Below are 19461 nucleotides of genomic sequence, written 5' to 3'. Positions count from 1 at the left end.
GTAATTGCGAAGCTGGAAAGGAGCCACCGCAGTGGCTCCCTTAATATCAAAGCTGTTTCAGCAGATCCCTGGCCTTGTCCTTGGCAGCAAACGGCTGGTCGCTTGCCAGCGCTTGCTCGGCTTCCCTGCGGGCGCCGGCTTTGTCGCCGTTTTTGGCCAATGCAAACGCGAGGTGGTAGCGGATTTCCGGCATTTTCGGTGCGCCATCGACGGCTTTACGCAGCAAATCGGCAGCGCGCGCGGCGTCGCCTTTCTGCGCCAGAATCCAGCCCAGCGTATCCATGACCGCGGGATTTTGTCCGGCCAGCTGGTAGGCCTTTTCCGCCGTCGGCAATGCACGCGGATCGTTTTCCTGCTGGTAGGCGAAGGCCAGATTGTTGAGCGTTGCCGGATTCAATGGATTGGTTTTCAGTGCGGCTTCGAGGCTGACGATGGCGGGCTTGAACTGGCCTTTGGCCAGATAGTTATCTGCGACCAGCATCGCGATCATGTCGTTGCCGGGATAAGCCGTATGGAATTTGACCAGGCGCGCTTCCGCTTCCGCCGCTTTGCCATTGCTTGCCATGATTTGCGACATCTTGGCCAGGATCTGCGGCGAATTGGTCAGGGCAAAGCCTTTTTCATACGCAGCCAAGGCCGGCGCAATTTTCTTCTGGTTGAGCATCAGGTCGCCTTCCAGCACATAACCGGTGGCCGCCTTCGGCATGTTTTTCTGCACCTGGCGCGCTACTTCAAGCGCTTCGTCCGGCTTTTTGTTATGCATGGCGAGATCCATTTGCGCGACATAGGCCTGAGTGAAATTCGGATCGATGCTCAGGGCGCGTTTCAGATCCTGGGCGGCGGCGCTTTCGTTTTTATTCGCCGCATGCGCCGCTGCCAGGCGTACCTGGACAGCCGGCGATTTCGGCAGGACGGCGGCGAGTTTGCTGAAGGTCTCGACGGCGCCGTTCAGGTCCTTGGTCGCGAGCTGGGCCTGGCCCATCAAGTCCAGCAGTTCCGGGCTGCCCGGGTGCGCGACCAGCATCTGGCGTCCCAGCGCCACTGCCTTTTCAGGCTGCTTCAGGCGCAGGTATTGGCGGCCTAGGGTAATTGCCGGAGGAATCGCGTCGGGATTTTCGGATTGCGCCTTTTCCAGCCAGGTGGTGGCTTCGGCGGTTTTGCCCTGGCTCTGTTCGATGGCCCCCAGCGCGCTCATGGCGTCGATGTTTTTCTTGTCCTTGGCCAGTACGGCTTCGAAACGCTGTCTGGCCGCGGCGGGGTTCTTGTCGATCATGTCCAGACGGGCCAGGCCGGCAACCGCCGGAATGAAGGTAGGCTGCAGGGAAACGGCCTTTTCGAAGGCAGCGCGGGCATTCTTGGCGTCATTCTTGCTCAGGTAGACCTGACCCTTGATGTTCTGGACGGCGGGATTGTCGGGCTGTGCCTTCTCGAGATTCTGTACGGCCGCCAGTGCCTTGTCATATTCGCCGTGGCTCAGTTCGGCCTGGATGAGGGCGAAACCTGCGTTGACCGATTTCGGATCGAGGGTCGTCGCTTGCTGGAGTTCCTCGACGGCGTTATTCCACTCGCCCTTGCCAAGTTTGGACAGGCCCAGCGAGGTGCGGATGTCGGCGACGCCGGGCGCCAGGGCGCTGGCTTGCTCGAGGTAGTCGGAAGCCTTGCCGAACTCGCGCATTTGCAGGTAGGACTGGCCAGCCAGCGCCAGCATCTGGGCATCCTTGCCGGTATCCTTGAGTGCGGGCGCCAGCACGTTCGCCGCATCGGCTGCACGGCCCTGCTTCAGCATCGCCTGCGCCAGCAGCTTGCGCGCATAGGTATTTCCTGGGTTTGCGGTCAGGTAGCCACTCAATAATTGCTCGGCTTGCTGAGTATTGCCCAGGTTGAGCTCGACGGCGCCCAAGAGCAGGATACTCGGCAGGTGCTGAGGTGCAAGCTTCAGGACCTTCTGTAGCGAATCGCGCGCTTCCTTGTTTTTGCCAGTGTTGTAGTCGAGCAGGGCTTGGGTATAGGTAACGGTGAGATCGTTCGGGTGATGCTTGCGCGCCGCGTCAAGGTCAGCCTTGGCCGCATTGAAATCCTTGCCGCTGATGTGGAGCATCGCTTTCTCGACGTTGGCCGAGCGGTGCCCAGGCTCGATCGCCAGCACTTTGTCATAGGCAGCCAGTGCATCCTGGGACTTACCATTGATGCGGGCGAGGTTGCCGACGATCATCCAGACTCCGGCATTGTTCGGCGCGCGAGCCGATGCCTCGGCCGCAAAGCGCTGGGCGCCGGCCATATCCCCCGACATTGCCGCATGGCGCGCCATGCCGATCAGGGCATCGCCCGAGTTCGGGTCGAGCGCCAGAGCGGCCTTGTAGCTGTCGAGGGCCTTGTCCTTGTCGCCAAGGCCGAGGAAGGCATCGCCGCGGCGCGCCAGCAGCAGGGCGGAACCCTTTGCTTTTTCTTCAGTGACACTATCGAGCAGTGGTTGGAATTTATCTTGCGTTAAAAGGGTCTGTGCCAGCAAAGGCTGAATCTTGTCGGCTGGCGCACCCAGGCTGGCCGCCTTGCTCAATTCTTTTTCGGCCGAGACGGCATCACCGGTCTTGAGATGTTCGATACCCAGTTGCAAGCGTGCGTCTGCATTCTCCGGATTGTTGGCCACGGCATTCTTGAGCTGGATAAGCGCTGCCTTGTGATCGCCTTTTTGTTGATATTGTTTGGCGTCGGCAAGTAATTCTTCGGTAGTTTGCGTGCGTTTACAACCAATCATCCCTGCGCTGAGCAGGACAGCGCCGAGTACGACGGCTACTTTGGTTTTGGTGAGATTACCCGGCATGATCGTTCCCTTTGATGAAGGCGCTTGCGAACTTGGGGACTGCAAGCAAAAGTTTCCCGAGTGTTAATAATACCCTATGGAATGGGAATAAAAAGCGCACGAATTCATCAGGCAACACAATTTACGGCTGTCCGTTGCTATTCTGGGAAATAGCAGAAGACAAGTGTTGATTTGGGGAAAGATAACAGAAGTTCGCTTGGAAATGCCACGCCACGCGAGGGGGAATCAGGGCTTGCGCAGCCGGCTCAGCAGGGCTTCCACATTGTCGCCGGCAGGAATGCCGTGACGGCGCAACAGCTGCACATGCAGCACCAGGTTTTCCAGCACCAGCTTGGCCGATACCGCGAGAAGGGTCATCAGGCGGTCTTCGGTACTGAAGTTTTCCATCGACGCCGCCATCTCGCAAAGATGGCTGGCCACCAGCTCGCGCAAATCGTCTTCGGCGAAGGGCAGATCCGCGAAATCGATCGGGTCTTCCTGCTCGACCTCGCGCATCAGGGCGGCGAGTTGCTCGGGCTTGATCGGCATATATATAGCTCCGTCGTGGCGTCGGAACCATTCTAAAGTACAAATGAAAAACGGCGCCCGCAGGCGCCGTCATTTGCCGAAGCAGCGCAATTACATATTGCGGCGATACTGACCGCCCACCTCGAACAGCGCGGTGGTGATCTGGCCCAGCGAGCACACGCGCACCGCATCCATCAGGCGGGCGAACACGTTCTCGTTGTCGATCGCGGCCTGCTGCAGGGCAGCCAGGGCGGCCGGAGCGGCGTTGGCGTTGCGCTGGTGGAAGGCTTCCAGGCGCGTCAGCTGCGACTGCTTCTCGTCGTCGGTAGAACGGGCCAGCTCGATGGTGGCCGGGGCTTCCGCGCCCTTCGGGTTGCGGAAGGTGTTCACGCCGATGATCGGCAGCGAGCCGTCGTGCTTCTTGTGCTCGTACAGCATCGACTCTTCCTGGATCTTGCCGCGCTGATAGCCGGTTTCCATCGCGCCCAGCACGCCGCCGCGCTCGGCGATGCGTTCGAATTCCTGCAGCACGGCTTCCTCGACCAGGTCGGTCAGCTCGTCCATGATGTAGGAACCCTGGTTCGGGTTTTCGTTCTTGGCCAGGCCCCATTCGCGGTTGATGATCAGCTGGATCGCCAGCGCGCGGCGGACGGATTCGTCGGTCGGCGTGGTGATCGCCTCGTCGTAGGCGTTGGTGTGCAGCGAGTTGCAGTTGTCGTAGATCGCGATCAAGGCCTGCAGCGTGGTGCGGATGTCGTTGAAGTCGATCTCCTGCGCGTGCAGCGAGCGGCCGGAAGTCTGGACGTGGTACTTCAGCTTCTGGCTGCGGTCGTTGGCGCCGTACTTGTCGCGCATCGCCACCGCCCAGATGCGGCGCGCCACGCGGCCCAGCACCGTGTATTCCGGATCCATGCCGTTCGAGAAGAAGAAGGACAGATTCGGCGCGAAATCGTCGATGTGCATACCGCGCGCCAGGTAGGCTTCGACAAAGGTAAAGCCGTTCGACAGGGTAAACGCCAGCTGCGAGATCGGGTTCGCGCCCGCTTCGGCGATGTGGTAGCCCGAGATCGACACCGAATAGAAATTGCGCACCTGGTGGTGAACGAAGTATTCCTGGATGTCGCCCATCACCTTCAGCGAGAACTCGGTCGAGAAGATACAGGTGTTCTGGCCCTGGTCTTCCTTCAGGATGTCGGCCTGCACGGTGCCGCGCACATTGGCCAGCACCCACTCTTTGATCTTGGCCGCTTCGTCGTCGGTCGGCTGGCGGCCGTTGTCCGCGACGAACTTGTCGATCTGCTGGTCGATGGCGGTATTCATGAACATCGCCAGGATGGTCGGGGCCGGGCCGTTGATGGTCATCGACACGGACGTGGACGGGCTGCACAGGTCGAAGCCGTCGTACAGCACCTTCATGTCGTCCAGGGTCGCGATCGACACGCCGGAGTTGCCGACCTTGCCGTAGATGTCGGGACGCAGGGCCGGATCGGCGCCGTACAGGGTCACCGAGTCGAAGGCCGTCGACAGGCGTTTCGCATCCATGCCGGTCGACACCAGCTTGAACCGGCGGTTGGTGCGGAAGGCATCGCCTTCACCGGCAAACATGCGGGTCGGGTCTTCACCCTCGCGTTTGAAAGCGAACACGCCGGCCGTGAAGGGGAAGGAGCCCGGCACGTTTTCCAGCATCAGGAAGCGCAGGACTTCGCCATGGTCTTCGTACTTCGGCAGCGCGACCTTGCGGATCCTGGTGCCGGACAGGGTCGTCTGCACCAGTTTGGTACGGATTTCCTTATCGCGGATTTTGACGACGTAATCGTCGCCGGCGTATGCCGCCTGCATGTCCGGCCACATGGCCAGCAGCTTGCGGGCGCCGGCATCCATGGCGCCGTCGCGCTCGGTGATCAGGTCGTCGAGCACGACTTCGCGGTTGGCGGCCGCCAGCATGCGCTTGGTCTCAAGCAATTGCTGGCGCTCGCGCGCCAGTTTCACCTGCTTGTTGACGTTGCGGTGGTAGCCGCGCACGGTATCGGCAATCTCCGCCAGGTAGCGCGTGCGGCCAGGGGGCACGATCACGTTCTTGCCGCTCGAGTACTTCTGCGAAGGCTGCGGCAGCTTCGGCGCTTCCGCCTTCAGGCCCAGATTGGCGAGGGCCGGCAGCAGGCCGTGGTAGAGCGCGGTGACGCCGTCGTCGTTGAAGCGCGAGGCCTGGGTGCCGAACACCGGCATCTGGTCCGGCGACTGCGACCACAGTTCGCGGTTGCGCTGGTACTGCTTCGCCACGTCGCGCAGCGCGTCCTGGGCGCCCTTGCGGTCGAACTTGTTGATGGCGATGAAGTCAGCGAAGTCCAGCATGTCGATCTTCTCGAGCTGGGAAGCGGCGCCGAATTCCGGGGTCATCACGTACATCGACAGGTCGACGTGCGGCACGATGGCGGCGTCGCCCTGGCCGATGCCCGAGGTCTCGACGATCACCAGATCGAAGCCGGCCACTTTGCAGGCAGCGATCACTTCCGGCAGCGCCTGCGAAATCTCGGAGCCGGCTTCGCGGGTCGCCAGCGAGCGCATGAACACGCGAGATTGACCGTTCCACGGACTGATCGCATTCATGCGGATGCGGTCGCCCAGCAGGGCGCCGCCCGACTTGCGGCGCGAGGGGTCGATCGAGACCACGGCGATGTTCAGGCGGTCGTTCTGGTCCAGGCGAATGCGGCGGATCAGTTCATCGGTCAGCGAGGATTTGCCCGCGCCGCCGGTGCCGGTGATGCCGAGGACCGGCACTTGCAGACCTTCGGCCGCATCGACGATCTGCTTGCGCAGCTCGGCCGAAGCTTTACCGTTTTCCAGCGCCGTGATCAGCTGGGCCAGCGGACGATGGCGCTGCTCGATGGCGCCGGTGGTCAGCGGCTCGAGCGAGGTGGGCGAATAGGCCGAGAGATCGATGTCGCAGGTCTCCAGCATCGAGCGGATCATGCCGACCAGGCCCATGCGCTGGCCGTCTTCCGGACTGAAGATGCGGGTCACGCCGTAGGCATGCAGCTCGTCGATTTCGCTCTGGACGATCACGCCGCCGCCGCCGCCGAACACTTTGATGTGCGCACCGCCGCGCTGGCGCAGCAGGTCGATCATGTACTTGAAGTATTCGACGTGGCCGCCCTGGTAGCTGGAGATGGCGATGCCTTGCACGTCCTCGGCCAGGGCCGCGGTGACGACGTCGTCGACCGAGCGGTTGTGGCCCAGGTGCACGACCTCGGCGCCGTTCGACTGCAGGATGCGGCGCATGATGTTGATCGAGGCGTCGTGGCCGTCGAACAGCGAGGCGGCGGTCACGAAACGCACTTTATTGGCCAGTTTCGATTGCTCCGGCAGGTCGAGCTTGGCGGCGGGGGTGATGTCGTTCATGGTGTTCCTTGAGATTGCGGAAGCGAACAGGAGTTCTTGGTACGGTATATGACGTTAACGTAAACGTCAAGAATGCAAAACACCGTCGTCTCCGTGAAAACGGGGACCCATGCTGAGCTACCGAATTCGATCAAGCAGTAATACTGTTCAGCTTATCGATTCCTGATACTCAGTATGGGTTCCCGCTTTCGCGGGAACGACGGGGTGAAATTACGCGGCGCGCTTCTTGACGCTGCCGCTCAGCAGCTCCGCCTTGCGCACGCGGTACTCTTCCACCGCCTTTTCCTTCACGTGGCCAAAGCCGCGGATCTGTTCCGGCAGAGCAGCCAGCTCGACCGCAGTCGCGTGGGTCGACGCGTCCAGCGAGCGCAGCACGTCCTCGATCATCCCACGATATTCGCTAATCAGCGCGCGCTCCATCTTGCGCTCGGCCGTGTAGCCGAACAGGTCGAAGGCGCCGCCACGCAGGCCTTTCAGCTTGGCCAGCAGTTTGAAGGCGCTCCACATCCAAGAGCCGAATTCGGCTTTTACCAGATGACCCTTGGCGTCCTTCTCCGCGAACAGCGGCGGCGCCAGGTTGAATTTCACCGAGAACTTGCCTTCGAACTGGGTGGCAAGCTGCTCGACGAAGCGGCCGTCGGTGTACAGGCGCGCGACTTCGTACTCGTCCTTGTAGGACATCAGCTTGAACAGCGACTTGGCCACGGCCATCGACAGTTTATTCCCCAAGTTCTGCGCACCCTCGGCCGCGCGCACGCGCGAGACCAGCTCTTCATATTGCGCCGCATAGGCGGCGTTCTGGTAGCCGGTCAGGAACTCGACGCGCTTCTTGATCACCGAGTCCAGGCTCTGCGGCATCTGCACGACAATGGCTTGCGCCGGCGTCGCGGTCTTTTCGACGCGTTTGATGTCCACGGCGGCGCGGCGGCCCCACAGGAAGCTGCGCTTGTTCGAGCCGACGGCCACGCCATTCAGTTCGATGGCGCGCAGCAGCGAAGCTTCCGACAGCGGAATCAAACCCTTCTGCCAGGCGTAACCCATCATGAACAGGTTGGCGGCGATCGAGTCGCCCATCAGGCTGGTGGCCAGCTTGGTGGCGTCGATGAAGTCCACGCCCGATTCGCCGCCGACCGCTTCCACGATCAGCGAGCGCACCTGCTCGGCCGGGAATTCCCAGTCGCGCTGCTGGGCGAAGGTGCCGGTCGGCTGCTCGTGCAGGTTGACCACGACGGTGGTGCGGCCCGGACGCATCTTCGAGATCGCGTCCGAGGCGCCGGCGGTCAGCATGTCGCAGCCCAGCACCAGGTCGGCTTCGCCGGTGGCGATGCGCTGGGCGCGCAGGCGCTCCGGCGTTTCCGCAATCTTGACGTGCGAGGTGACGGAGCCGTTCTTCTGGCTCATGCCGGTCATGTCCAGCACCGAGGCGCCTTTGCCTTCCAAGTGGGCGGCCATGCCCATCAGCGCGCCGACGGTGATCACGCCCGTGCCGCCGATGCCGTTGATGAGGATGTTGTACGGCGATGCGATCGAGGGCAGCATCGGCTGCGGCAGGGCGCCCCAGCCATCGTCCGTGCCTTCTTTCGCGACGCCGGCCTTGTTCTTCTTCAGCGTGCCCCCTTCGACGGTAACGAAGCTCGGGCAGAAGCCCTTGGTGCACGAGTAATCCTTGTTGCAGGACGACTGGTCGATCGCGCGCTTGCGGCCGAATTCCGTTTCCTTCGGCAGGATCGAGACGCAGTTCGACTGCACGCCGCAGTCGCCGCAGCCTTCGCAGACGGCTTCGTTGATCACCATGCGCTTGTTGAGGTCGGGGAACTCGCCTTTTTTACGACGGCGGCGCTTCTCGGCGGCGCAGGTCTGGTCGTAGATCAGGACCGTCACGCCCGGCAGTTCGCGCAGTTCGCGCTGGATGTCGTCCATGTGCTTGCGGTCGTGGATGGTGACCAGTTCCGGCAGGGCCGAGCGGTCCTCGTAGCGCGACAAATCTTCGGTGACGAGGGCAATGCGCTTGATGCCTTCGGCCGCCATCTGCTGGGCGATCAGCGGCACCGAGGTGATGCCGTCGACCGGCTGGCCGCCGGTCATCGCGACCGCGTCGTTGTAGAGGATCTTGTAGGTGATGTTGACCTTGGCCGCGACGGCGGCGCGGATCGCCAGGTAACCCGAGTGGAAGTAGGTGCCGTCACCCAGGTTCTGGAAGACGTGCGGCACTTTCGAGAACGCGGCCTGGCCGATCCACGGGGTGCCTTCACCACCCATGTGGGTGGTCAGCTTGTTCATCTCCGGGTAGATCGAGGTCGCCATCACGTGGCAGCCGATGCCGGCCAGCGCGAAGGAGCCGTCCGGCACCTTGGTCGAGGTGTTGTGCGGGCAGCCGGAGCAGTAGAAGGCCGGACGGAACGGCGTCGTGACGGCCTTCATCAGCACCGCATCCTTGGCTTCCAGGAAGGCTAATCTCGCCTTGATCAGGTCGCGGGTGCGGTCTTCCAGGTTCAGGCGGGCGATGCGGCCGGCGATTACGCGCGCCACTTGCGCCACCGAGAAGTCTGCTTTAGGGGGCAGCAGCCATTCGCCGCGCGGCGAAACCCATTCGCCCTTGTCGTCGAACTTGCCGACGATGTGAGGACGGACGTCGTCGCGCCAGTTGTACAGCTGTTCTTTCAGTTGGTATTCGACGACCTGGCGCTTCTCTTCGACCACCAGGATCTCTTCCAGGCCCTGGGCGAATTCGCGCACGCCTTCCGGTTCCAGCGGCCAGATCATCGCAACCTTGTACAGGCGCAGGCCTACCTGGGCCGCCATCGCTTCGTCGATGCCCAGCTCTTCCAGCGCTTCCAGTACGTCCACATAGGATTTGCCGGAGGCGATGATGCCCAGCTTGGCGTCCGGGCTGTCGATGGTGACGCGATTCAGCTTGTTTTCACGTGCGTAGGCCAGGGCTGCGTAGATCTTGTAGTCCTGCATCAGCGCTTCCTGGGTGCGCGCCTGCTGGCCCAGCGGCACCGATGACAGGCGCGTATTCAGGCCACCCTCCGGCATTGCGAAGTCCTGCGGCAGTTTCACCTCGACGCGGAACGGGTCGGCATCGACCGAGGCGCTGGATTCGACGGTATCCGCCAGCGCTTTAAACGCCACCGCCAGGCCGGAGAAGCGCGACATCGCCCAGCCGTGCACGCCCAGGTCCAGGTATTCCTGCACGTTCGACGGGTACAGCACCGGGATCATGCAGGCCGCGAAGATGTGGTCGGACTGGTGCGGCAGGGTCGAGGAATAAGCGCCGTGGTCGTCGCCGGCCACCAGCAGCACGCCGCCGTTCTTCGCCGTGCCGGCGTGGTTCATGTGTTTGAAGACGTCGCCGCAGCGGTCCACGCCCGGGCCCTTCGCATACCACATGGCGAACACGCCGTCGTGCTTGGCCGGGCCGATCAGGTCGACGGTCTGGGTGCCCCAGACGGCGGTCGCGGCCAGGTCTTCGTTCACGCCCGGCACGAACTGGATGCTCTTCGCTTCCAGGTGGCCCTTGGCCTTCCACAGGTTCTCATCCAGGCCGCCGAGCGGCGAACCGCGGTAGCCCGACACGAAGCCGGCCGTGTCCAGGCCCGCCTGTTCGTCGCGGATCTTCTGGATCATCGGCAGGCGCACCAGCGCCTGGATCCCGGACAGGAAGATCTTGCCGGAGGTGGCGGTGTACTTGTCGTCGAGGCTGACGTCTTTCAGGCGGTCCGGCGTACCGGCAGGCGTGGCGGGAGCGGCAGGTGCGAGGGGCGCAGGCGCGCCCTGGCCCAGGATGGTGTCAGGCATGGTGTCTCCAAATGGTATTCAGGTGGGCTGGCGCCAGGCTTCGTGCCGGGTAGGCACTGGCTGGGGCGGGCCAATTAACGCTTTTTTAGCTTTGGCCCGCAGTGTAGAGACAAGTTGACGTATACGGAAATACGGAATGAGGATGGGGCTATAAGAAAAAATGATGGCCCATCAAACGGGCTGGATGGCCCTGGCGCCGATCCAGGCGCCGTCTGCGCACAGTTCCAGCGCCACCTGCGCTACCAGGCGGCTGACGGCGGCGGCGGCATTCGTCAGCGGGATGTTCTTCGAAGTGCACAGCACCACGGTGCGCGAAATCGCCGGACTGTGGATCGAAAGCGCGCGCATGGCGCCGCGCTCGACTTCGTCCTGCACCGGCGCCACCGGCAGGACGGTCGCGCCCATGCCGGCCAGGATCGCCGATTTCAGGATCGCGATCGAGTTGATCTCGATGACGCCGCGCGTATGCAGGCCGGCGGCGCGCGCCGTGCTTTCGATGCGCGGACGCACGCCATGCTGCAGGCCGGGCAGGATCAGGGTCGCGTCCAGCGCCTCCGCCAGGTTCAGGCTGTCGCGGCCTACCGCCCACGGTGCGTCGGCGCGGCAGATGAAGCGCAGCTCTTCCTCGACCAGGGGCGTGGTCGCGAAGCTGGCCAGCTGGCCGTCGTCGAGCAGCACGGCAAGGTTGACGCGGCCCGCGCGCAGCTGCTCGGCCAGGTTGCCGGTCAGTTCCTCGGTCAGCTGCAGGGTGATCTCCGGATAACGCTGGCGGATCGCGGTCAGCAGGGGCAGGGCCAGCGCGCCCGAAATACTGTGCGGCAGGCCGAGGGTGACGCTGCCGGACGGCCGTTCGGCCGACTGGGTGACGGCGGCCTGGGCGTCGGCCACCTGCTTCAGGATCGCCAGCGCGTGCTCGTAGAAGACTTTACCCGCATCGGTGCTGACCACGCCCTGCGCCGAACGGTGCAGCAGCTGGGCGCCGAGCTCGTCTTCCAGCTGGCGCAACTGCTGGGTCAGCGCCGGCTGCGCCACATGCAGCACCAGCGCGGCGCGGGAAAGCGAGCCGTGATCGACGATGGCGACGAAATAGCGGAGTTGGCGTAATTCCATGAACTTGTGGTTGTAGCCACAATGATACATTGCGGCAGGTAATGTTTATTTAAGGCAATGCTGGGGCTGAACAGTTGTTATACTGAACCTGCGTAAAAACGCGCCGAGATTAACACACCCCGTTTGCTTCCCATGCTCAAGAAAATCGATTCTTCACAGCTTCGCGTGGGGATGGCCATCCACGACCTCGATTGCGGCTGGATGGAGCATCCCTTCGTCCGTAACCGCTTCGTCATCACCAGCGAGGACGAAGTCCGCAAGGTGCTGAATGCCGGCATCCGCGGTGTGACCATCGATTGCAGCAAGGGGCTGGACGTCGACGATGCCCCGACCGTCGAGGAAGCGCAGGCGGTGCTCGATGCCGAAGTGGCGGCGATCGCGGCCAAGCCGGTGGCGCCGCTGCGCACCTCGCTGGCCGAGGAGTTCGATCGCGCCGTCGCGATCCGCCGCCAGGCGGCCGGCCTGGTGAAGACCGTGATGCAGGATGCGCGCCTGGGCAAGGCGGTCGAGCTGGACAAGGTGTCGCCGGTGGTCGAGAACATCACCGCGTCCATCCTGCGCAACGCCAGCGCTTTGCTCGGCCTTTCGTACATCAAGAACAAGGACGACTACACCTTCCTGCACTCGGTGAGCGTGTGCACGCTTCTGGTGGCCTTCTGCCGCTCGCGCAAGATGGACGACGAGACCATCTACCAGGCCGGCATCGGCGGCCTGCTGCACGATACCGGCAAGGCGCTGGTGCCGGACCATATCCTGAACAAGCCGGGCCGCCTGACCGACGAGGAGTTCGAAGTGGTGCGCCGCCATCCGCGCGACGGTTACGACATCCTGCGCCGTTCGCCGGAGATCGGCGCGATCCCGCTCGACATCACGCTGCACCACCACGAGCGCCGCGACGGCACCGGCTATCCGGACCGCCAGGGCGCGGAGCAGATCAGCGAGCTGGCGCAGATGGCGGCCATCGTCGACGTCTACGACGCGATCACCGCGGACCGCTGCTATCACAAGGGCATGCCGGCGGCCGAGGCGCTGCGCAAGATGTACGAGTGGAGCAAATTCCACTTCAATCCTTCGCTGACCCAGGAGTTCATGCGCTGCGTCGGCATCTACCCGGTCGGCACCCTGGTGCTGCTGGAATCGGGACGCCTGGGCGTGGTGGTCGAGCCGCACGAAACCAGCCTGCTGACGCCGAAGGTGAATGTGTTCTTCAGCACCAAAAGCCAGACCTATATCAAGCCGGAGACCATCGACCTGTCGCGCGGCCTCGGCTTCGGCGGCGGCGACAAGATCGTGCGCCACGAATCGCCCGAGAAGTGGAAGGTCGATCCGATGCGCTTCATGGCGCTCGCGGCTTAAGCGAGCCGGGAAGATTCAGAAGAACTCGGCGGTGTCGTTCGAGGCCACCGCCTGCAGCACGCCGTGCGAGACCAGGTCGTCGTAATGGCAGGCCTGGTTGCGGCCGTTGCTCTTGGCGTAATACAAAGCCTGGTCGGCGTGGCCCAGGGTCACCACCGGCGACTCGTAGGCGCTGATGCTCACGAAGCCCACGCTGACCGTCACCTTGCCCACCTGCGGGAACTCGTGGTTCTCGACATTGGTGCGGAAGCGCTCGATGATCTTCCAGGCGTTTTCCAGGGTCGTGGAACGCAGCAGCACGACGAATTCCTCGCCGCCGAAGCGGAACACGCGGTCCTGCCCCCGGAACGATGACTGCAGCAGGTTGGCGATCAGGATCAGCACCTCGTCGCCGTACAGGTGGCCGAACTTGTCGTTCACGGCTTTGAAGTGGTCGACGTCGACCACCGCCAGCCACTGCTTTTCCGGCCCATGCAGCTGGCGCCGTTCGGCTAGGCCGGGCAGGCGTGGGTCCTGCTCGTGGGCGCCATGCAGCATGCGCGCCAGCTGGTCGTCGAAGGTCTTGCGGTTGAGCAGTCCGGTCAGCGAGTCGCGCTCGCTGTAGTCCAGCAGGTTCTGGAAATTGCGGTAGACGCCGACGATGCCGCCGACGGTGTGGATGGTGGCGTTGCAGAAGGGTTTGTCGTTGCGCAGCTCGAGGCAGGTGCTGGCCTTGTCGCCGAACCAGATCGGCAGCCACAGCGTGCGGCTGCCGTCGGCGCCGATTGCTTCGGCGCTGTTACGGTGTTCGATCAGGCAGCTCGCCAGTTCCGGGCTCAGGGGCTCGCCGAGGGCGCCGTCCTGGGCGTCTTCCAGGCGCGCTTCGCCGCCCGACAGGATCGTTGCACGGGAACGCAGGTACTGCTGTCCGGCCACGGTGGCAATGCTGAGGATGCGCGTCTGCGCGGCGCCGGCCAGTTCCTGCACCGCCGAAATCACGGAGATGTCGAGCATCGCGTGATCGCGGTGACCGGTCATGTCCACCATGTGTTTCAGAAGCGAGTCCATGTCGTTCTCAGCAATGTAATCCACCGACCTGCGGGCCAAATCCAACCGCCGTTGCGTCTGCAGGTATCTGGCATGTCACAAAGAGCAAGCGAAACAGCATATAGCGTTTTTGTATTCTATGCAATTATGCAAAAGCAATTTTTTTCGCCCTCAAGCCATTTTCTCAAGAATCCACATGATGCGCTTCCCCCCGATAGGGGGTGACTGATTCTGCTCGACAAGAAAAGATGCCCTTGGGAAAACTTGTGTACAGTCAACTTGCCGTATGGCATCACCTTTTATAGTGAACTCACTGGCCGACGCGGAGCAGCAAGCCGCAGAAAGCAACAAGTAGTGCATCCGGCCAGGGTTGTACTTACTAACCTACCATATGGGAGTAAATCATGAGCAACTTCATCTCCGCAGTCAAAGCCTTCGCTGCTGATGAAAATGGTGTGACGGCCATCGAGTACGGCCTGATCGCCGCGCTGGTTGGTGTCGCAGTCATCGGCGGCGCCACTGCTCTCGGCGGCAAGCTGAGCAAGCTCTTCAGTGATATCGGCACCAAAGTGGGTGTCACTGTTGCGTAAGCCATGATGTTCAAGACCCCCTGGCGCTTGCCATGGGGTCTTTTTTCCTCACGAAAAAGCCGTGGCCGATGCCTTTCCAAGCTTTCCGACAGGCCGGTAATCATGGTGATCGATCTATCCCCGCCAAGGCCAGTCGCACTTTCGGCCGACGCTGCTTCACTAGCCTTTCTTACTGGAGCCTGTCATGAGCAAGTTCATCTCCGCACTTAAAACCTTTGCCGACGATGAAAGCGCGATAACGGCCATCGAGTATGGCCTGATCGCCGCGCTGGTCGGTGTCGCAATCATCGCCGGCGCCACTGCGCTGGGTGGCAAGCTCGGAAAACTTTTCGACGATATCGGCACCAAGCTGGCCGGTATCACCATCTGAGCGCTTCATCTCGTCCAGGTGCCTGGCTACAGAATCCCTTGCTCTGGAGGCGGCTATGCCAACTGACTCGTACCTCGAGGTCTGCCTGCTGCTGCTGGTGAGCGTTGCGGCTGTCAACGATGTGGCAACACGCCGCATTCCGAACCGCCTGCTGCTTGCCAGCCTCGCCTGTGCATTCCTGCTGCGCTTGCTCTCTCCCCATCCGGGCTCGTCCTTGCTGGACGCGCTTGGCGGCATGGCCACGGGGCTGGCGCTGTTCCTTCCGTTTTACATGCTACGCGGCATGGCAGCCGGCGACGTCAAGATGATCGCGGTGGTGGGCGCATTCACCGGCCCCAACGACGTGTTCGAGATTGCCGTGTTGAGCTGGTGCGCCGGCGGGGCGATGGCACTGCTGCTGGTGCTGGTGAACCGTCGGCTGGTTCTGGTTATCGGCAATCTTGGGCGCATGTTGCGCGGCGCCCTGACACCCGGGATGGGAATCGTCGCGCCGACGGAACAGACGAGTGCCGGTTCGATGCCTTATGGACTGGCGATCGCGTTCGGCACGGTCCTGTCCCTGGTTCGTCATTATGGTTGAGTCCGCCTTTTTGGTAAAACGCAAAGGCGGGCCGATAGCCGGTCGCTAGAATCAATTCCGACACATTTCGGAAAACATGCAGTTCTTAGGGGATTCCGATGATTGAAACGCTATCGATAGACAGTGCTTCAGCGCGTGCTGCGCAAGCGTTGCCGCCGGATGGACCGGACATCGTGCCCATCCTGCCGCGCCAGGCCAAGACTGTGCGCGATACCGGCCTGGAGCCGCGCTTTGTGACCGATCTGGTGCTCAAGACCATCCAGGCCAGCGGCAAGGTACAACTGGCAGTATTGGCAGGCAAGCTGCGGCTGTCGATCAGCGTACTGCGCGAGGTCCTGAATCCCCTGATCGCCGAACAGCAGGTGGAAGTGGCTTGGTGCGGCGAATCCGACATCGACATGCAGTACCAGTTGACGGCGATCGGACAGCGCGCCGCCGCCGATGCCCTGGGGCGTTGCTGCTACGTGGGACCCACTCCGGTGACGCTGGCTTCGTATCGTGCGATGGTCGAGCGCCAGGCGCTGCGCCATGCGGATATCGCGCGCATTACTTCGGCCCAGCTCGCCGCCGCATTGGGTGAGGATGGCCTGGCACCGGCCACGCGCGACATGCTGGGCGCCGCCTTGTACGCGCGCCGTTCGCTGCTGCTGTACGGTCCCTCCGGCAGCGGCAAGACCCAACTCGCGGGCAAGCTCGGACGGCTGCTGCCGGGACCGATCGCGGTGCCGTACGCATTGCTCGTCGGCCGTCAGGTGATCCGCCTGTACGATCCGGCGCTGCACGTGGCGCCGCCCCCGCTCGCACGCCAGCAGGAAGAACGGCGCAGCTGCGATGCGCGCTGGACCGTCTGCCAGCGTCCGCTGGTGCACGTCGGCGCCGAGCTCGGACGCGAGATGCTCGACCTGCGCTACGACGCCGAAGAAGGCCTGTATCATGCGCCGCCCCACCTGCAGGCGAACAACGGCATGCTGGTGATCGACGACGTCGGCCGCCAGCGCATCGGGGCCGCCGAGCTCCTGAACCGCTTCATCGGCCCGCTCGACGCCGGCGTTGACCAGCTGACGCTGCAGGGCGGCCAGGCCGAGGCGGTGCCCTTCGACGCCGCCGTGGTGTTCGCCACCAACCTGACGCCCGGCGCCATCCTCGACGACGCGGCCTTGCGCCGGATCGGCTACAAGGCCGAGATCGGGGCCTGGCCGGCCACCGCTTACCGCGCCCTGCTGCGCCGCCAGTGCCGGCTGCGCCGCATCGAGTACGACGACACTGCGGCCGAGCACCTGATCGAGCGCCTGCACGTACAGTCCGGGCGTGCGCTGCTGGCCTGCTATCCGGGCGAGCTGCTCGACCGCATCGCCGACTTTGCCGGCCTCGCCGGGCAGGACGCGCGCCTGACCACGGCGTCGGTCGAGCAGGCCTGGCGCAGCATGTTCATCGCTTGCGAAGCGGAGGCATAAATGAAGAACAAGCGCGCCGTTGCGATGATGGCCATCGCAATCCTGTTCGGCCTCATAGCCGTGGTGTTCGCCTCACGCTGGCTTCTGAGCCAGCCGGGATCCTCGGCCGGGCGCATTACCGTTGCTGCCGTCGACATCAGTCTCGGCCAGCGCCTGACGCCGGAGATGTTCAAGCTGGCCGACTGGCCGGCGCACAGTGTGCCGAAGGGCGCATTCACCGATCCGCAGAAGCTGAATGGCCGCGTCCTCAAGAACAACCTGGTGATGGGTGAGCCGGTCAGCGAAGCCAAGCTGGCACCGGCCGGAACCCTGGGCGGCCTGTCGGCCCTGATCACCGAGGGCAAGCGCGCCATCACGGTGCGCGTCAACGACGTGATCGGCGTGGCCGGCTTCGCCCTCCCGGGCAACTACGTGGACATCATCGTCAGCATGCAGAAAGACGTACCTCCCGGCTCCAACGCCCGCGAGCAGAACATCTCGAAGATCGTGCTGGAGCGGATCCTGGTGCTGGCAGTGGCCCAGGAAGTCAACCGCGACGAAACCAAGCCGAAGGTGGTCAACGCGGTCACGCTCGAGGTCACGCCGGAGCAGGCCGAAAAGCTCGACCTGGCGCGCAGCGTGGGCACCTTGTCGCTGGCCCTGCGCAACCAGGTCGATCCGCAATCGGCTTCTACCGAAGGCGCAACCAAGCTGACGCTGTTGCCGGAAGCGGCGCCGCCGCCGAAGCCTGCGCCCAAACCGGTTGTCGTGGTGCGCCAGGTGCCGGTGGTTGTCAAGACCGCGGCCAAGGTGGAGCGCGATTGCGTCACCGTGCTCAATGGCCTGCGCTCGGCGCAGGAATGCTTCTGAATCTATCCCTGGGTGCTGCCATGAACGGAAGTCCGATGCATACGCCGATCGTCCGCATTCTCTTCGCCGGCTTGGTCCTGGCCGCGTCCGGGCCCGCGCTCGCCGCCGCCAAGACCGCCGCGCAGGCGAACGACAACCCGACTGCCATGCGTTCCGAGCCCGGGCCGCGCTGTCAGGGTGAAGCCGCCCGGCCCGCCCAGCTGACCCTGAACGTCGGCAAATCGCAGCTGATGCGCCTGCCGGAAGCGGTCCAGCACCGCAGCGTCGGTAATCCGGGTGTCGTGCAGGCGATCCTGGTGGCGCCGGATACGCTGTACATCGCCGGCGTCGACATCGGCACCACCAATATGATCGTGCAGGGCAAGAGCGGGGTCTGCAACATGCTCGACATCACGGTGGCGATGGACCCGTCGGCCGTACGGGCCACGCTGGAGGCCGCACTGCCGGAAGAGCGCGACATCAAGGTACTGGCCGCTGCCGATACGCTGATCCTGAGCGGGGCCGTGAGCGATGCTGGCGTCGTCGAGCGCGCGGTCGAACTGGCGAACGCCTACGTGCGCCGGCCGCTGCGGCCGCTGGCGATGCCCGACAAGGACGAAGCTGCACCCGGCACCGTCGGCGGTGCGAACGGCGCCGCCGGAGGCGCTGCCTCGAGCACAAGCCAGTCGGGCGCCTCGAACGCACGGGTGATCAATCTGCTCACCGTCCACGCGCCGCAGCAGGTGCAACTGGAAGTGAAGGTGGCCGAAGTGTCGAAATCGCTGCTCGAACGCCTGGAGGCCGGCGCCGCCTGGCGCTTTGGCTCGGGCAGCTGGGGCGCGCAGCTGCTGTCGAACTTCCTCACCGGCAGTGCGCACGGTGCGCTGCAGGGTGCCAAGGTCACTGGCAACAGTGTGAAAGGTGTGAGCATCAATGCGGAGAAGGAGGACAGCCTGGTGCGCGTGCTGGCCGAGCCGAACGTGATGGCGATCAGCGGCCAGGAAGGCACCTTCCTCGCCGGCGGCAAGTTCTACGTGCCGGTGGCCCAGGATAACAATCGCGTGACGCTGGAAGAGAAGGAATTCGGCGTCGGCATCCGTTTCACCCCCACGGTGCTGGGAGGAGGGCGGATCAATCTGCGGGTCGCGCCCGAGGTCTCGGAACTGTCGCGCGAAGGTATCGGCATTTCGGCCACCGGCCTCAACGGCGCCGCCATCCTGCCCGTCGTGACCACGCGCCGCGCCAGCACCACCGTGCAGTTGTACGACGGCCAGAGCTTCGTGATCGGCGGCCTGATAAAAAACAACCTGGTCGCCAATCTGAAAGGCTTGCCGGTCCTGGGCGAAGTGCCCGTGCTGGGGGCGCTGTTCCGCAGCACCGACTACCAGCATGACCGCACCGAACTGGTGTTCGTGATCACCGCCCACCTGGTCAAGCCGCTGCAGGGTCCCGGCTACGAACTGCCGACCGACAAAGTGGGCATACCGTCGCGCGGTGCGATGATGCTCGGCGGTCGCCTGGACGCCCCGGCGCCGGAAGTCAGTACCGCCGCGGCATCGGCTCCGGCGCCGGGCCAGCGCCCGTCGCAAAGCGCCGGCGGCTTCGAACTGAAATAGGAG

General features: G+C 63.6%; 13 protein-coding genes. 7 read left to right on the top strand and 6 right to left on the bottom strand.

Translation table 11 applies throughout. The features are described 5' to 3' along the window. Nucleotides 1-46: 46 nt before the first annotated feature. The 5 genes from prsT to LQV39_RS10670 form a co-directional block, all read right to left on the bottom strand. Complete coding sequence (gene prsT, locus LQV39_RS10690) at nucleotides 47-2821, bottom strand: XrtA/PEP-CTERM system TPR-repeat protein PrsT (protein WP_230025176.1); 2775 nt, start codon at nucleotides 2819-2821, stop codon at nucleotides 47-49. A gap of 225 nt (nucleotides 2822-3046) precedes the next feature. Next, on the bottom strand, nucleotides 3047-3349 hold the full coding sequence (locus LQV39_RS10685; protein ID WP_230025174.1) for a hypothetical protein: 303 nt from the start codon (nucleotides 3347-3349) through the stop codon (nucleotides 3047-3049). Between the two features lie 90 nt (nucleotides 3350-3439). Next, nucleotides 3440-6727, bottom strand: a complete 3288-nt coding sequence (icmF, locus tag LQV39_RS10680; protein ID WP_230025172.1) for a fused isobutyryl-CoA mutase/GTPase IcmF — start codon at nucleotides 6725-6727, stop codon at nucleotides 3440-3442. Nucleotides 6728-6937: 210 nt separating this feature from the next. Continuing rightward, nucleotides 6938-10528, bottom strand: coding sequence for an indolepyruvate ferredoxin oxidoreductase family protein (locus LQV39_RS10675; RefSeq protein ID WP_230025170.1), 3591 nt, complete (start codon nucleotides 10526-10528; stop codon nucleotides 6938-6940). 171 nt (nucleotides 10529-10699) lie between these two features. After that, on the bottom strand, nucleotides 10700-11638 hold the full coding sequence (locus LQV39_RS10670) for a LysR substrate-binding domain-containing protein (protein ID WP_230025168.1): 939 nt from the start codon (nucleotides 11636-11638) through the stop codon (nucleotides 10700-10702). 132 nt (nucleotides 11639-11770) lie between these two features. Here LQV39_RS10670 and LQV39_RS10665 point away from each other — a divergent pair, with 132 nt between their 5' ends. Then, the gene (locus tag LQV39_RS10665) at nucleotides 11771-12994 is read left to right on the top strand and encodes an HD-GYP domain-containing protein (protein WP_290368574.1); all 1224 of its coding nucleotides are present in this window, start codon (nucleotides 11771-11773) and stop codon (nucleotides 12992-12994) included. A gap of 15 nt (nucleotides 12995-13009) precedes the next feature. Here LQV39_RS10665 and LQV39_RS10660 read toward each other — a convergent pair whose 3' ends face one another. Then, nucleotides 13010-14041, bottom strand: a complete 1032-nt coding sequence (locus LQV39_RS10660) for a GGDEF domain-containing protein (protein WP_230025164.1) — start codon at nucleotides 14039-14041, stop codon at nucleotides 13010-13012. A gap of 383 nt (nucleotides 14042-14424) precedes the next feature. On the opposite strand from LQV39_RS10660, the gene LQV39_RS10655 reads away from it, so the two are divergent. The 6 genes from LQV39_RS10655 (at nucleotide 14425) to LQV39_RS10630 (ending at nucleotide 19458) form a co-directional block, all read left to right on the top strand. Next, complete coding sequence (locus tag LQV39_RS10655; protein WP_230025162.1) at nucleotides 14425-14610, top strand: Flp family type IVb pilin; 186 nt, start codon at nucleotides 14425-14427, stop codon at nucleotides 14608-14610. A gap of 184 nt (nucleotides 14611-14794) precedes the next feature. Then, the gene (locus tag LQV39_RS10650; RefSeq protein ID WP_230025160.1) at nucleotides 14795-14980 is read left to right on the top strand and encodes a Flp family type IVb pilin; all 186 of its coding nucleotides are present in this window, start codon (nucleotides 14795-14797) and stop codon (nucleotides 14978-14980) included. A gap of 55 nt (nucleotides 14981-15035) precedes the next feature. Further along, on the top strand, nucleotides 15036-15560 hold the full coding sequence (locus LQV39_RS10645; RefSeq protein ID WP_230025158.1) for a prepilin peptidase: 525 nt from the start codon (nucleotides 15036-15038) through the stop codon (nucleotides 15558-15560). A 173-nt stretch (nucleotides 15561-15733) separates the two neighbouring features. Continuing rightward, nucleotides 15734-17014, top strand: coding sequence for an ATP-binding protein (locus LQV39_RS10640; protein ID WP_230025156.1), 1281 nt, complete (start codon nucleotides 15734-15736; stop codon nucleotides 17012-17014). Next, complete coding sequence (gene cpaB / locus LQV39_RS10635; RefSeq protein ID WP_230025154.1) at nucleotides 17015-17863, top strand: Flp pilus assembly protein CpaB; 849 nt, start codon at nucleotides 17015-17017, stop codon at nucleotides 17861-17863. A gap of 35 nt (nucleotides 17864-17898) precedes the next feature. Further along, nucleotides 17899-19458 (top strand): type II and III secretion system protein family protein, encoded by a 1560-nt coding sequence (locus LQV39_RS10630; RefSeq protein ID WP_230025152.1) that lies wholly within the window; start codon nucleotides 17899-17901, stop codon nucleotides 19456-19458. Nucleotides 19459-19461 lie beyond the last annotated feature (3 nt).

It is taken from the genome of Massilia sp. Bi118 (genome assembly GCF_918697865.1).
In the GTDB taxonomy this organism is placed as follows: domain Bacteria; phylum Pseudomonadota; class Gammaproteobacteria; order Burkholderiales; family Burkholderiaceae_D; genus Telluria.
The sequence above is the reverse complement of the archived record's forward strand: the minus strand, read 5'-3'. Positions and strand labels throughout refer to the sequence as shown.